Here is a 14,947-nt window from a genome sequence, read left to right as displayed (position 1 = left end):
CATGCTGAAGATTCTGGTGCGGCTGTACCTGGTGATCATCGTTGCCTATGCCGGTGCACTGTTGTTCATCCCCGACACCATCGTCGGCCTGTTCCAGGACCGCTTCATGGCCTACAACCTGGACCAGGCCAAGGGCGTGCAGTCGCTGATCGTACGCCAGTTCCGCCAGGCCCCGCGTGAGCAGTGGCCGGCGGTGGAGCAAGAGCTGGCCAGTGATTTCGCGCCGTTGGAACTGCAGCTGCTGCGCATGGACCAGGCTGACCTGAGCGAGGACGAGCAGGCGCGCCTGGAGCACGGCCTGTACGCCGTGCGCATCGCCGAATGGGGCTACTACGAGACGGTGCTGGCGCCGCTGGACAAGGAATGGCTGGTGCGCCTGCACTCACCGCCAGACCCGCTGGATATCAACGTGCTGTCGTGGGGCGTGACCGTACTGATCGGTGCGGCCATGCTCGGTTGCCTGCTGCTGTGGGTATGGCCGCACTGGCGCGACCTGGAGCGCCTCAAGGAAACCGCCCGGCGCCTGGGCCAGGGGCAGATGGCCGAGCGTACGCACATCTCGCCGCACTCCAACATCGGTGAGCTGGCCGGGGTGTTCGACACCATGGCCAGTGACCTGGAGCGCCACGTGAACCAGCAGCGCGAGCTGCTCAATGCGGTGTCGCACGAGTTGCGCACACCGCTGACCCGGCTGGATTTCGGCTTGGTGCTGCTGTTCGACGAAGTGCCGCCGGCCAGCCGCAAGCGCCTGCTGGAGCTGGTGGGGCATGTGCGTGAGCTGGATGAGCTGGTGCTGGAGCTGTTGTCCTACAGCCGGCTGTACAACGCCGACCAGGCCCGCGAGCGGGTCGAGGTGTCGTTGCTGGAGCTGGTCGACAGCGTGCTCGGCGGCTTTGCCGAGGAGCTGGATGGCCGGGGTATCCAGTGGGAGGTGCGGGCCGAGGGGGATCTGCCGCGTTTTGTGCTGGACCCACGGCTGACGGCACGGGCGGTGCAGAACCTGGTGCGCAATGCCATGCGTTACTGCGACGAAAGCCTGTTGCTGCGCTTGCGCCTGGAAGACGATGGCGCCTGCCTGGTGACGGTGGAGGATGACGGGATTGGTATTCCGGTGGAGGAGCGCGAGCGGATTTTCCAGCCGTTCTACCGCCTGGACCGTAGCCGTGACCGCAATACCGGCGGGTTTGGCCTGGGCTTGGCGATCAGCCGGCGGGCGATCGAGGGGCAAGGTGGCACCTTGACCGTGGCGCAGTCGGCGCTGGGTGGCGCGCAGTTCCGAATTCGCTTGCCTGCCGGGTGATGGGTTGCCTGTACCGGCCCTTTCGCGGGCTTGCCCGCTCCCACAGGGCATTCACAGGGTTCGAAGCCGGTGCGGTCCCTGTGGGAGCGGGCGAGCCCGCGAAGAGGCCGGGCCTGCTAATCACTTTCTGCCAGCCGGGCAGACCACAGCACAAACCGGTCCTTGCCACTGTGCTTGGCCTCGTAAAGCGCCTGGTCGGCGCGCACCAGCGCCGTGGTCAGGCTATCGCCCTGGTCCACCCGGGCCAGGCCGATGCTGACAGTCACCGGGTGCTCGCCAACGTCTTCGCGCACCCGTTGGCACAGCGCCGCCACCCGTTGCTCGGCGCCTTGCTGGTCCAGCCCTTGGAAAAAGATCGCGAATTCCTCGCCGCCCAGTCGGGCAAACTCGTAACCGGCCATGCTCGCCTTGATATGCAGGGCCACGCGCTTGAGCACTTCATCGCCCACGTCATGGCCGAAACGGTCATTCACCCGTTTGAAGTTGTCGATGTCGATCATCGCCAGGTACTGCTCGGCCGTGGCCAGGCGCAGCTGGCGGTCGGCCTGGGCCATGAACGAACGGCGGTTGGGGATTTCGGTCAGGGCATCAACATAGGCCTGGTCCAGCAGCACCTTGGACAGGTAGAAGTTGTGCAGCTTGGCCTTGCGCATCTGCAGGTAGCTGTAGATGACCAGGCCGCTGAGGAACACCGCGTAGCTGATCAGCATGGCGCCTTCGAGTTCGTCCGGCCCGATACGGGTGTGGTAGAACGGGTTGAGCACCACCCAGGTGATGGCCATGGCGCAGAAGAACGACCAGCGCCGCACCGGTAGCACCGACACGGCATACAGCACGGTGGAGACCCCGAGCACCAGCCACACCGGGCGCAGGGCCACCGGGATGCCTTCGATCACCAGGCGCATGCCCAGGGTGATGGAGGCGATGAACAGCAGGTTGAGCACATCGAAATGATGGCTGCGACGGGTGAACCGCAGCACCACGGTGAGGGCGCCGAGCAGGGTGATGAACAGATAGGACAGCCAGGTGAAACCCTGGCCGCCGAGGAAGCTGACGATCAGGTCGAAGACCAGCCAGATCAGGATGCTGACGCAGAATACCAACAGGCAGAATGGGCGCATGGCCTCGAACTCGTGCTGGCGGAATTCGGCGCGCAGGGCGGCGGGGGCGACCTGTTTGCGAACGTGGGCTTCGATGGTCTTGAACATCGCTGGGCTCCTGAGAGTACTGCTTTACCAGGCCTGGCCCTTTCGCAGCACAAGGCTGCTCCTACAGGTGACGCATTTCTCCTGTAGGAGCAGCCTTGTGCTGCGAAAGGGCCAGGCCTGGAGACTCAATTGGTGGGCAGAACACCCCGGGCCCATGGCCGGTAACGCAGGTCGAACACCGCCTCGGCATGGCACCCGCCGGTCAGCTTCGGCTGGGCAGGCTCAGCCCGAAACGCCTGGCCTGGCGCGCTCACCTGGCGGAACGCCTCGCGCACCACGCCCACCCGGCATGGCAAGGCCTGCTCGTAGCCCTGGCGCACCAACGCGGGCAAGCGCCCGGTCCCGGCGCCATCCTGCCACCACACAGTCAAGCCCAACCCGGCCAGTTGATCCAGCCATGCGGCATTGACCCGCGGTGAGAGTTTGCCGGCGCTGAAAGCGCTGATATGCAAAGGCTTGTCCAACTGCCGGTTGAAAGCCTGCAATTGGGTGTGCAGGGCATCCCGGCGCTCGGCCTCGCGAAAATGATGGTCGTCCAGCTCCATGGGCAGGTACCAGCCGTCCACCGGCAACTGCCACGCCTGGCGCAGCCGCTGGTACTGGCTGAGCGAGCGCCCCAGCTGCGCTTTCCAGTAACTGTTCAGGCCTTCACCGTCCAGTTCGTCGATGCGCTGGTAATAGGCCGGGTCCATGTACAGCCCCAGCACCAGTTGCAGGCCCTGGGCACGCGCGCTGCGCAGGCTGTCGGCCAGCCAGCCTTGGGCACCGCCGAAATCGCTGTCGCCATAGGCGCTCCACTGCACGATCAGGGTCTTGCCGCCCTGGGCCACGGTGGCGTGCCACAGTTGCTGCCACTGGGCGGGGGTGACATTGGCGTCGCGGTTGAGGGGTTGGTAGAACAGGCGCTGGTCGGCGCTGGCTGGCAGGCACAGGGCAAGCAGGCAGAGGGCCAGGAACGTACGCATCAGAAGGTCATCTCCGCACCGACCAGCACGCCGTTGGCGCGCTCGTATAGATTGCCGCCCAGCGATTGCTGGTATTCGGCACGCACTTTCAGCGAACCGCGGTAGGCGTTGTAGCGGTCGTCATCGAACCACCACTGCCAGCGCACACCAACCCCGGCCCGGGCGTCCTGGCGCCAGTCGTTGCTCGGGTCCTGGCTGGAAAACTCGACAAAGCCATAGGGCATGATGGTTTGCGGCGAGCTGCCCGGCAGCTTCCAGGCGTGGCCCTGCTGGTAGCGCGACAGCCAGGCGTGGTCGCCGGCACGGGTCCACCAGGCGGCGTCGAGGTAGAGGAAGCGCTCGTTCCAGTCGTCTTCATCGACCCGCCAGTCGTTGCGCCAGTCGCCCTGGTCGAGGAACGAGGCGGTGGCACGCAACAGCAGGTCGTTGCTCGATTCGGCGTGGTGGCGCAGGTCGCCCCAGTTGCCGCCGACCTTGGCCGGGCTCAGCAATTGGCCCAGGCTCAGCCCGCGGTAGTGCTCTTCGTCGATCTGACGCTGGTGGTACAGCTCGGCATACAGGTTGAGGTTGGCCTGGCCGAATGGCTTGTAGCGCAGGCCGACACCGGTGCCCATGCTTTGCGCGTAGTCGGTGCGGCTTTGCCCACCGAACAGCACGCGGCCATACAACGACAGAGTGCTGCCGTTGCGGCTGGGCTCTTCGCCCAGGGCGTGGTCCCACATGGCCAGTTGCACGTTCTGCGATTGCGCGCGGCGCGAAGCGCCGCTGCGCTGGCCATTGTCGAGGAACTTGTCGTTGGTCGAGGTGCCGGCCGGCGACCAGGTGCTGGCCAGGGTGATGGTGTCGCGCCGCGACAGGCTTTCGTGGGCGCGGCGCTGGCGGTACTTGCGGGCTTCCAGGCTGCCGTATTCGTCGTCGCCGTCGACCAGGTCCTGCTCCACATCGAGGATGCGGCGCAGTTCGCGGCGCGCCGAAGCGCTGTCTTCGGCTTCGTCGTAGCGCAAGGCCAGCGTCTCGCCAAGGCGGTAGTCCTCGGGGAAGTCGTGGGTGGCGCGCTCCAGGTAGGGGATCGACTGGCGGCGCTGGGCCTTGTCCGTCGAGCTGGCCAGGCGCATGCCGTAGTCGGCGCGGTAGCGTGGCTGGTCGGGGGCCAGGCGCACGGCTTCGGCCAGCCAGGCGCTGCTCTGGGCACTGTCGCCAGCCAGTTGCGCGGTGCTGGAGGCAGCGTAGTAGTGGTCGGCCCGCGGGTTGTGTGCCAGGGCCTGGCGCTGGAAGCCCAGCGCGGCCTGGTAATCGCCTTGGCGCTGGGCGATGGCGGCACCCAGGGCCCAGTCGTCGGCGCTATCGTGCGCGGCGGCGTCCCAATAGCGCCGGGCCGCTTGTGCGTCGCCGGCGTTCAGCGCGCCACGGGCGGCGGTGAGGCGGGCGTTGTCGGTCCAGGCGCTGTCCGGCTGGGTGCGCCAGATGGGCAGGGCCGCTTCGGAGTCGCCAGCGGCTTCCAGGGCATAGGCCAGGGGCAAGCGGCTCCCGCTGTCGCCCAGGCGCTCGGCGGCCTGGTAGTAGACAACCGCTTCGCCGGGCTGGTCGGGCATGGCGCAGCGGCCCAGGGCGCGGTACTGGCCGGGCTCGCTCGGGGTGGCCGGTACGGCCTGGCGCACGGCATCGCACTGGCCAGCCTCGGCCAGGCGGCCGAGCAGCTGGGCCCGGGTACTGGCGTCGACCCGAGGGATCAGGCCGAGCATGCGGCGGCTGTCCAGCGGCCCGTCGTTGCGCGCATACAGGTTGCCCAGGCGCTGCAGCAGCGAGGGTGCAAGGCGGCCCTGGTGGCGGTCGTAGGCCTGCTCCAGCAGTTGCCGGGCGTGTTCGCCATGGCCCTGTTGCATCAGCAGGAAGGTGGCTTGCTCCAGTGCGGCCATATCGCCGCTCTGCCGATAGCGTTGCTCCCATTCGGCGGCGGTGCGTGGTTGCGGGGGCTGGGGCGGGTCGCCGTACAGGCGTTGCTTGAGCACGGCGTAGGCCCTGGGGTCGGTGCTGGCGGTGCAGCCCTTGAACTGCTCGCGCGCCAGCTCCGGGTCGCGGCGCGACAGCCAGTCGACGGTTTCCAGGCAGGGGCGTTGCAGTTCGTTGCTCAGGCGCTGTACCAGCGGCGCGTCATCGCCTTCGCGGGCCAGCTCCCACAGTTGCTGGCGCTGCTCGGGCTGGTTCAGCTGCGCGGCGGGCAGTGCCTGCAGCCAATGCTGGGCCTGCTGGTTCTGGCCGACGGCGATGGCGCGGTTGGCCATGGCCAGGCGGGCCTGGTTGGCTGCTGCGGGGGAAGGGGCGCTGGGCAGCAGGGCGTTCAGCCCTTTTTCATCCACCTGCTGGATATAGGCATTGGCCAGGCGCTGCCAGTCTTGCGCAGGCAACTGGCCTTGGTCGGCCAGCGGCTGCAGCTGTTCGATGGTTTCCTTCCAGTTGCGCAGTTGCTCGGCGAAGTTGGCCCGGGCCAGGCGCAGCACTTGGCCGTCCCCCTGAGGCGGCAGATGGTTGAGCCAGTCCAGCGCCTTGGCGGCACCACCAAATTTGGCCAGGCTCAGGCTATAGGCCTGCCACAGGCGCACCCGTTGAGCACCGTCGCTGCTGGCCAGCCATTGTTCCACCTGGCTGGCCGGCGGCGGGTCTTGTTCGATCCAGGTCAGGCGCAGTTCAAGCAGGGCGTTGGCGTACTCAGGGCTGTCGCCCAACTGTTCGGCGAGGGCTTCGGCCTCCTTGTAGCGGCGCTGGTGAGCCAAGGCCTCCACCAGCAGCGCGCGGGCTTCGTCGTTGTTCGGCACCCGGCCCAGCACGTGGCGGGTCAGGCGTTCGACCTCGGGCCAGTTGTCCTTCTTCGCTTCGCGGTAGCTGCGCTCCATGAACGGGTAGCTGGTAAACCGCTGAAAGTCGGTCATCGGCGCCGAAGCAGCGCAGGGCAGGGCGGCGGAGCACAGCAACAAACCAGTGAAGGTGAGGGAAAAGCGCGGCTTCATGCCACCTCCCGGGTCAGGTCAAAGGCGGCCTGCTGTTCGCTGGCCTGTTCGATCAGGGCCTGCTGCAGCACCTGCTCGGTGATGATGCCACGGGCAATCAGGTGCTCGCCGAGGCTCTGGTGTTCCGGGTCGAAGTCGATCAGCGCCTGGTTGAACAAAGTGACCGGGACCATGCCGCGCACCTGCAGCAGGGCGCCGAGCATCACCTGGTGGTGGCTGACCTGTTCCAGCAGCACTTCGTCGTCCTGGTGGCGCTCGAGGATGGCCAGCATGTCGCGGGTTTCCGGCTTCTGCCAGGGGCTTGGGTAGTGGTAGCGCAGGCCCAGGGTCACCCGGCCCTGGGGCGCCAGGCGGGCGCTGACCGGGCGCTTCAGGTGGCGACTGATTACCCCCAGCGATACCTGGCTGACCGGGCTTTCGCTGGCCAGCACCAGCGTGTCGCCGTCTTCGGCCACCGGCAGCACGCCATAGTGCGTCGCCAGCTTGCGCGGCAGTTTGGCGATCAGCTGCGGGTCGAGCTTGAACGGGTTCAGCGGCGCCCAGGGCAGGTCCATCTGCTCGGCCAGGGTGGCGACCAGCTGTTCGCTGTTCAGCCAGCCGCGCAGCAGCAGCTCGCGGCCCAGGCGCCGGCGTACCGGGCTGGTGATCGCCTGTTGCAGCTGTTCGTCGCTGATCAGGCCCTTGGCCACCAGGCGTTGGCCCAGCGGCGTGCGGGCGGGGGCGGCGATGGCGGGGAATTCGTGAGTGGTCTTGTCCCAGGCCACGCGCCGCGAGTCACCCATTTCCATCACCTGGCGCAGGGCGCGCAGGTTGGCGAAAAAGTTGACGAAGTTGCTCCACATCATCCGCGGTGCCGACAGCAGCCCTTCGCCGATGCCGTAGAAGCGGGTGACGAACCAGGCGCGCTGGAACAGGCGGTTGAACAGCATCAGCCCGTTCAGCCACAGCAAGGTGGTCAGCAGCCAGCTGTCGCTGAGGATCGACATGAAGCGCCACGACTCCGGCGCAATCACCGTGACCAGCCACATGGCCAGCAACACCAGCAGCAACAGGTTGACCAGGAAACTCAGCAGGTAGGCGAACAAGCCGCGGCGGTCACGCCAGAGGAAGTAGTTGAGCGCGCCCTTGCGGCTCCAGCCGAGGTTGCTGGTGCCCTGGAACACGATGCCGACGATCCACCGCGACTTCTGCCGGATGGCATGCTGCCAGTCGCGCGGGAAGTGCTCGCGCACGCAGATCACCTGGGAGAATTCGCGGCTCATGCCCGGGCGCCATTCCTGCTTCAGGGTCAGCGCCGGGTCGGTGATGGAGTAGCGGGCGAAAATGCACTTCATGCCCTTCTGCTTCAGGCGGAAGCCGATGTCGTAGTCTTCGGTGAGGCTCTGTACGTCGAAGGCGATGCCGTCGCCGTCCTCGAGCAGCGCACTGATGGCGCGGCGGCTGAAGCAGGTGCCGACCCCGGCGCTGGGCACCTGGCCGGTCAGGGCCTCGCGCACGATCACATCCTTGCCGTGGTTTTCGGCGAACTCGTCGACATAGTGGCCGGCGGTGAAGCCTTTCCATTCCGGTGCGTAGGGGTACACCGGGATCTGGATCATGTCCTTGTTCGGCAGCAGGTAGTTGAACAGGCGCAGCTCCATGGGCGAGATCACGTCTTCGGCGTCGTGCAGGATGAAGCCGGCGAACTGGATGCCGGCGTCCTGCTGGAAGCGCAGCAGCGCGTCGATGATGTTGTTCAGGCAGTCGGCCTTGCTGGTGGGGCCGGGGCGAGCGCAGACCACCTTGTGCACGTTGGGGTAGTGCAGGCACACCGCGTCGACGTCGGCCTGGGTTTGCGGGTCGTTGGGGTAGGTGCCGACGAAGATCTGGTAGTTCTCGTAGTCGATGGTCGAGGCTGCCAGGCGCGCCATCTCACCGACCACGCCCACTTCGTTCCAGGCCGGGACCATGATGGCCAGGGGCTTTTCTGGTACCTCGAACAGGCGTTTTTCGTCGGCTTTTTCGTACTTGTCGTAGATGCGAAACCGCCGGATCAGCTTGCGGCCCCAGTAGCAAAGGTCGATGAACAGGTCATCGAGGCCCAGCAGGAACATCAGCGTGGCCAGGACGATCGCGAGTATCTTCAGGCCGAACAGCACATAGGTGAGAAAATCGATGAATGCCAGGCTCATGTGCCGGTCACCGGCAGGAAGGGGTGGGCCATCGTCTATATCCTCGTTCGATTCCCTGGACGAAGTTGTACGACTTGTCGCCGTTTGTACTGGATAGATACAAGCAGCCGAACGCGGGGTTGTCCAAATTTCAGGCTTTTTCTTGTGGGCCACTTCTTGTAGTTTTACAGGTCGTTTGCCCAGGGAGCTGAACATGCAAGGCAAGGCACGCAAGATCGTCCAGGCCATTCTTTACGAAGCCATCGCCGTCGCTTGCGTGGCGCCCGCGCTGGAGCTGGCGTTCGGTGCCGGCATGGCGCAGTCGACCGTGCTGTCGGTGCTGATGTCGGGCATCGCGATGAGCTGGAACATGGCCTACAACTGGGTGTTCGAACGCTGGGAAGCGCGCCAGCACCGGCGTGAGCGCACTTTCCTGCGGCGCCTGCTGCATGCGCTGGGCTTCGAGGGCGGGCTGGTGCTGATCCTGCTGCCGCTGGTGGCGTACTGGCTGGATGTCAGCCTGTGGGCGGCGTTGCTGACCAACCTGGCGTTGTTCGTGTTCTTCTTCGCTTACGCGTTCGTCTTCCAGTGGGGCTTCGACAAGGTATTCGATGTGCCGCTTTCGGCGCAGCAGGCCAAGTGTTGACTTTGTGCTGCGCTACCGGCTAAGTTCCTACCCCATGAAAACTTTCCAGCACGTCAACGCCATTATTATTACCGCCATTATCAGTTTGGCGGGCTAGCGCGTACGTGCACCGAACCCGCCCTGGAGGCGGGTTTCTCTCTCTGACTCCTGGGCAACGTGAACACAGCCAAGGAGTCATCGATGACCAGCTTCGTCAGCCCTCGTTCTACCGTCACCCCCCAGCAACTGCTGTCGGAGCAGGTGCGGCGCATTCTTGCCGCCCCGGTGTACGACCTGGCCATCGAAACGCCCTTGCAAGCTGCGCCTGCGTTGTCTGCCAGCCTGGGCAACCAGGTGTTGCTCAAGCGGGAAGACCTGCAGCCTACTTTCTCGTTCAAGATCCGCGGTGCGTACACCCGCCTGTCACGCCTGAGTATCGTGCAGCGCGAGCGCGGCGTGATCACCGCCTCCGCGGGCAACCATGCCCAAGGTGTGGCCCTGGCGGCATCGCACCTGGGCATGAAGGCCACCATCGTCATGCCTACCACCACGCCGTCGCTGAAGGTGGAAGGGGTACGTTCGCGCGGTGGCCATGTAGTGCTGCACGGCGAGAGCTTCCCCCATGCCTTGGCCCACGCGCTGAAACTGGCCGACAGCGAAGGTGCCACCTTCGTGCCACCGTTCGACGACCCGGATGTGATCGCCGGGCAGGGCACCGTGGCCATGGAAATCCTGCGCCAGCGCCCTGGGGCGCTGGACGCCATCTTCGTGCCGGTGGGTGGCGGTGGGCTGATCGCTGGCATCGCCGCCTATGTGAAATACCTGCGCCCTGAGGTGAAGGTGATCGGCGTCGAGCCGGAGGACTCCAACTGCCTGCAGGCTGCCATGGCCGCTGGTGAGCGGGTGATCCTGCCGCAGGTCGGCACCTTCGCCGATGGTGTGGCGGTGGCACAGATCGGCGCCCATTGCTTCGAGCTGTGCCGGCACTTCGTTGACGAAGTGGTGACGGTGAGCAGCGACGAGCTGTGCGCGGCGATCAAGGACATCTATGACGATACCCGCTCGATCACCGAACCGTCCGGGGCCCTGGCCGTGGCCGGGATCAAGAAGTACGTGGCGCGCGAGGGCGTGCAGGGGCAGACCCTGGTGGCGATCGATTCCGGGGCCAACGTCAATTTCGACCGCCTGCGCCATGTGGCCGAGCGTGCCGAACTGGGCGAGCAGCGCGAGGCGATCATCGCTGTCACCATTCCGGAACAGCCGGGCAGCTTCCGCGCCTTCTGCCAGGCACTGGGCAAGCGGCAGATCACTGAGTTCAACTACCGCTATTACCCCGGCAAGGAGGCGCGGCTGTTCGTGGGTGTGCAGACACACCCGCTGCACGACCCGCGCGACCAGTTGCTGGCCAGCCTGCGCGAGCAGGGCTACAGCGTACTGGACCTGACCGACAACGAACTGGCCAAGCTGCATGTGCGCCATACCGTTGGCGGCCATGCCGCGCCCGGCGCTGACGAGCGGGTGCTGCGCTTCGAATTCCCCGAGCGCCCGGGGGCCTTGCTGGGCTTTCTGGAGCGGCTTGGCAAGCGCTGGAACATCAGCCTGTTCCATTACCGCAACCATGGTGCGGCGGAGGCACGGGTATTTGCGGCGCTGGAAGTACCGGGGGATGAGTTGGCGGGGTTGCCATTGGCGCTGGATGAGATGGGGTACCGGTACTGGGATGAGACCGACAACCCGGCGTACAAGCTGTTCCTGGGTTGATACACAAACCTCATGCAGCCTGTACGGGCCTCATCGCCGGCAAGCCAGCTCCCACGGGTGCAGCGTTGATCTCGAGGTTGTCGCTGTACCTGTGGGAGCGGCCTTGTGTCGCGAAAGGGCCGCAACGCGGCCCCAGGATTGATGCGCGATAGTTGAAATTGCTGGGGCTGCTTTGCAGCCCTTTCGCGACACAAGGCCGCTCCCACAGGGGATCGCGCCAACTTTTAGAATTTGAGCAACACAGTTGCTTCCACATGGCCAGCATCGCCCTCAAGGCATGCCCTGGACCTGTAGGAGCGGCCTTGTGTCGCGATAGGGCCGCGAAGCGGCCCCTGGGTTTCAGCACTAGTGCATGAATTGCCGGGGCTGCTTTGCAGCCCATCGCGACACAAGGCCGCTCCTACAAGGTTTTGTGTGTGCCGGGAGATGGGCTCAGCGCTCACGCATGAAGAAGCCGGCAACGAATTTGCGGAAGGTTTCCAGGCTCTTGAAGTCGGCGTAACGCTTGAAGTTTTCGGTATCCGGTTCGGGGCCGATTGGCTGCTCCAGCAACGATACCGACAACACTCGGTCCTGGTCCGAGGTCATTACCAGTTCATCCATCACCTGGCCGCCGATCACCGGGCGGCGCATCTGTACTTTCACACCTTTGCCGGCCATCCAGTCGACCAGCGATACCAGGGCCTTGAGCGGCTCGCGTTCTTCGTCGCGATACACCGGGAACAGGTGGGCGCGGGACAGTACCGGTACGCTGGCGACATGGATCAGCTCGTAGTAATGGCTGCCGGCACTGGTCGGTGAATAGAGCATCAGCGCCAGCAATGGCCCGTTGGTGCGGTTGCCGCCCCAGTACAGGTGGTGGCCCTGGAAGTCGAAGCCGTCTTCACTGCGGTTGCTGAACAGCTTGCGCCCCTTGATCTGGCCCACGCAGTCCAGCAGCAGGCCGTGGCGGCGGTGGTTGCCGAACACCGTGGCTTCGCGCAGGCGGGACTTGAGCATCATCATGTGCTTCATGTCCAGGCGGGTTTCCAGGTAGTTGCTGGCGGGCACCCGTTCCAGCAGCGGATAGCGGCTGGCAACGCTGCGCAACTCGGCAAACTGCCCGGTCAGGTCCTTTTTCAGGTGCGTGGCATACAGGTTCAGGCCGCTGGTCTCGATCCAGGTCAGCAGCAGTGACAGCAGGCGCTGTTGGTCGCGCCGCTCGCTGCCATCGCCGCCGACACCGGCGGCGCCGCTGCGGAAGTCGCCGATCAGGCGCAACGGTGTGTCAGGCGGCAGCCAGGCAGCGGGTGGCGCGGGGTCGTTCTCGCGCTCGGCCGCCTCCCGCTCGTCCTTGGTGAACGGGCAGCCGGGCGCGTGTTCGGTGGTACCCGGGTTGTTCTTGAGAAACAGCGTACCGGTGCTGCCGTTGAGGGTGACATTGAGTACCGGCAAGGCATCGTTGCGGCAGTCGCAGGCCAGCCACTGGTTAGCGTTGCGCACCTTCATCAGCAACTGGTTGGCCTGCAGCAGGCGCGGGCCGGCGAGGCTGCCGGTGGCAAAGCCGACCAGCAGCTCCTCTTCTGCAGGGGTCAGGCTACGGACCTGTGCGGCGGTTTTGTCGATGATTCGCATGAAGCAGCTCCCAGCTACGAGCCCCAAGCTTCAAGCAAAGTCGCGCCGCTTTCAACTTACCACTCAGTTGCCACCGAACATCTTCGCCGCGCGGGCGCGAATTTCGTCGGGGGTCAGGTCCTCCTTGTGGGTGGAAACGAACCAGATGTTGCCGAACGGGTCTTTCAGGGTGCCGCTGCGGTCACCGTAGAACTGGTCGGTCAAGGGATGCAACTGGGTGCCGCCGGCGGCCAGGGCCTGGGCGTAGACCTTGTCGCAGTCTTCGACATACAGGTGCAGGCCCACGCCTGTGCCGCTGAGCTTCTGGCTGGCGGTGAGGCCGCCTTCCATGTCGCAGGGGTCGCCCAGCATCAGCGACGAATCACCGATTTTCAGCTCGGCATGGCCAACGCGGCCGCCAGGGGCATCGAGGCGAAACATTTCCACTGCGCCAAAGGCCTTCTTGTAGAACTCGATGGCCTTGGCGGCGTCATTGATGGCCAGGTAGGGCGTGATGCTGTGCTGGCCTTCGGGAATGGGTTTGGCTGCCATGTTCGACTCTCCTTGGAAGTGGGCGCCGGTTGGCGCCCCTGTTGCTTAGAGTCGTTTGCGCGGATGGAAAATCGACAGGGGTGATAGACCGATTCTCTATAAGCGCGGCGGTCAGAAGATGTAGTCGGTGGTCAGGAAACTCGACTGCCGGTTGCGAATGATCTCGCTGATCAGTTCCTTGTTGGCCTCCTGGAAGCGCGTTGCGACCAAGGTGCGGATCGAGAACACACGCAGGGCGTCATGTACCGACAGGGTGCCTTCGGCGCTGTTCTTGCGGCCGTTGAACGGGTAGGTGTCGGGGCCGCGCTGGCATTGCGCGTTGATGTTGATGCGCCCGACCTGGTTGGCGAAGATGTCGACCAGGCTGCCGATGGTCGCCGGGTCATTGCCGAACAGGCTCAGTTGCTGGCCGTAGTCGGAGTCCAGTACATAGTCGATCACCGTCTGCAGGTCGCGGTAGGGCACTACCGGCACCAGCGGGCCGAACTGCTCCTCGTGGTACACGCGCATGTCGCTCTTCACCGGGTACAGCACGGCCGGGTAGAAGAACGAGCCACGGCTGTGCCCACCGCCTTCGTTGAGCACGCGTGCGCCCTTGGCGGTGGCATCGGCGACCAGGCCGTCGAGGTAGTCGACCTTGCCGGGCTCGGGCAGCGGCGTCAGCGCCACGCCCGGCTCCCAAGGCATGCCGGGCTTGAGCGCGGCCAGCTTGCGCTGGAACTTGTCGAGGAAGGCATCGACCACGTCCTCGTGGACGAACAGGATCTTCAGCGCCGTGCAGCGTTGGCCATTGAACGACAGCGCACCGGTGACTGCCTCTTCGACGGCGTTGTCGAGGTCCACCTGGGGCAGCACGATGCCCGGGTTCTTGGCATCCAGCCCCAGCGCGGCGCGCAGCCGGTGTGGGCGCGGGTGCAGCTTCTTCAGGTCGCTGGCGGCCTTGTGCGTGCCGATGAAGGCGAACACATCGACCTTGCCGCTGGCCATCAGCGCGCTGACCGTTTCCCGGCCACGGCCGTAGATGACGTTGATCACCCCTGGCGGGAAGCTGTCACGGAAGGCTTCTAGCAACGGCCGAATCAGCAGCACGCCGAACTTGGCCGGCTTGAACACCACGGTGTTGCCCATGATCAGCGCCGGGATCAGCGTGGTGAAGGTTTCGTTCAGCGGGTAGTTGTATGGCCCCATGCACAGGGCCACGCCCAGTGGTGCACGGCGGATCTGGCCCAGCGTGCCCTGTTCCAGCTCGAAGCGGCTGGAACGGCGGTCGAGGTCCTTGAGGGCGTTGATGGTGTCGACGATGTAGTCGCAGGTGCGGTCGAATTCCTTTTCCGAATCCTTGAGGTTCTTGCCGATCTCCCACATCAGCAGCTTGACCACGGCCTGGCGCTGTTCACGCATGCGCGCCAGGAAGGTCTCGACATGCTGGATGCGCTCGGCCACGCGCATGTTCGGCCAGGCGCCACGGCCTTTGTCGTAGGCCTGCACGGCAGCATCGAGGGCGGTGAGCGCGGTGTCGGCATCGAGCAGCGGGGCGCTGCCCAACACCACCTGATGCTCATCGTTGCCTTCCTTGAGCCAGACCGGGCTGCGCACCGTGGCCAGGGGGCCGTCCCAGCGCCTGAGCTCGCCGTTCACCAGATAGTCGCGTTGTTCCAGGGGGGCTTCCAGGCGCCAGGTTTCCGGGATGTTCTCGGCGCTGGGGAAGAGTGAATCGAGCAGACGGTCCATGGGTACTGCACCTCACATTGCTGGGCGGGTTTCAAGCCGGGGTGAATCGCTTCAGCT

General features: G+C 65.3%; 10 protein-coding genes. 3 read left to right on the top strand and 7 right to left on the bottom strand.

Going from position 1 to position 14,947, the window contains the following annotated elements; translation table 11 throughout:
• Position 1: 1 nt before the first annotated feature.
• Positions 2-1,300, top strand: a complete 1,299-nt coding sequence (locus C163_RS13955; RefSeq protein WP_013972839.1) for an ATP-binding protein — start codon at positions 2-4, stop codon at positions 1,298-1,300.
• A gap of 116 nt (positions 1,301-1,416) precedes the next feature.
• Here the strand turns inward: C163_RS13955 and C163_RS13950 are convergent, their stop codons facing one another.
• From C163_RS13950 to nrfB, 4 genes are all read right to left on the bottom strand, one after another.
• Complete coding sequence (locus tag C163_RS13950) at positions 1,417-2,508, bottom strand: diguanylate cyclase (RefSeq protein ID WP_025339346.1); 1,092 nt, start codon at positions 2,506-2,508, stop codon at positions 1,417-1,419.
• A 125-nt stretch (positions 2,509-2,633) separates the two neighbouring features.
• Entirely contained in the window at positions 2,634-3,473 is an 840-nt protein-coding gene (locus C163_RS13945; RefSeq protein ID WP_025339345.1) for a DUF4434 family protein, read from the bottom strand.
• The gene (locus tag C163_RS13940) at positions 3,473-6,478 is read right to left on the bottom strand and encodes a phage receptor (RefSeq protein WP_025339344.1); all 3,006 of its coding nucleotides are present in this window, start codon (positions 6,476-6,478) and stop codon (positions 3,473-3,475) included. Before C163_RS13940 ends, C163_RS13945 begins: the two co-directional genes overlap by 1 nt.
• Positions 6,475-8,649: a cyclic di-3',5'-guanylate-activated glycosyltransferase NrfB gene (nrfB, locus tag C163_RS13935; protein ID WP_025339343.1), complete on the bottom strand. Its 2,175-nt coding sequence runs from the start codon at positions 8,647-8,649 to the stop codon at positions 6,475-6,477. Before nrfB ends, C163_RS13940 begins: the two co-directional genes overlap by 4 nt.
• Positions 8,650-8,842: 193 nt before the next feature.
• Between nrfB and C163_RS13930 the strand changes: the two genes are divergently transcribed.
• Together C163_RS13930 and ilvA are read left to right on the top strand one after the other, a co-directional pair.
• On the top strand, positions 8,843-9,274 hold the full coding sequence (locus C163_RS13930) for a PACE efflux transporter (protein WP_025339342.1): 432 nt from the start codon (positions 8,843-8,845) through the stop codon (positions 9,272-9,274).
• A gap of 180 nt (positions 9,275-9,454) precedes the next feature.
• Positions 9,455-11,014, top strand: a complete 1,560-nt coding sequence (gene ilvA / locus C163_RS13925; RefSeq protein ID WP_025339341.1) for a threonine ammonia-lyase, biosynthetic — start codon at positions 9,455-9,457, stop codon at positions 11,012-11,014.
• 432 nt (positions 11,015-11,446) lie between these two features.
• On the opposite strand, the gene C163_RS13920 is transcribed toward ilvA, so the two are convergent.
• The 3 genes from C163_RS13920 to C163_RS13910 form a co-directional block, all read right to left on the bottom strand.
• Entirely contained in the window at positions 11,447-12,628 is a 1,182-nt protein-coding gene (locus C163_RS13920; RefSeq protein WP_025339340.1) for a hypothetical protein, read from the bottom strand.
• Between the two features lie 63 nt (positions 12,629-12,691).
• Positions 12,692-13,159, bottom strand: a complete 468-nt coding sequence (locus C163_RS13915) for a VOC family protein (RefSeq protein WP_025339339.1) — start codon at positions 13,157-13,159, stop codon at positions 12,692-12,694.
• A 111-nt stretch (positions 13,160-13,270) separates the two neighbouring features.
• The gene (locus C163_RS13910) at positions 13,271-14,890 is read right to left on the bottom strand and encodes an NADP-dependent glyceraldehyde-3-phosphate dehydrogenase (RefSeq protein ID WP_025339338.1); all 1,620 of its coding nucleotides are present in this window, start codon (positions 14,888-14,890) and stop codon (positions 13,271-13,273) included.
• Positions 14,891-14,947: the final 57 nt, after the last annotated feature.

Source organism: Pseudomonas sp. FGI182 (genome assembly GCF_000511325.1).
Taxonomy (GTDB): Bacteria; Pseudomonadota; Gammaproteobacteria; order Pseudomonadales; family Pseudomonadaceae; genus Aquipseudomonas; species Aquipseudomonas putida_Z.
Note: the sequence above shows the minus strand (reverse complement) of the source record. Positions and strands in the feature narration are given on the sequence as shown.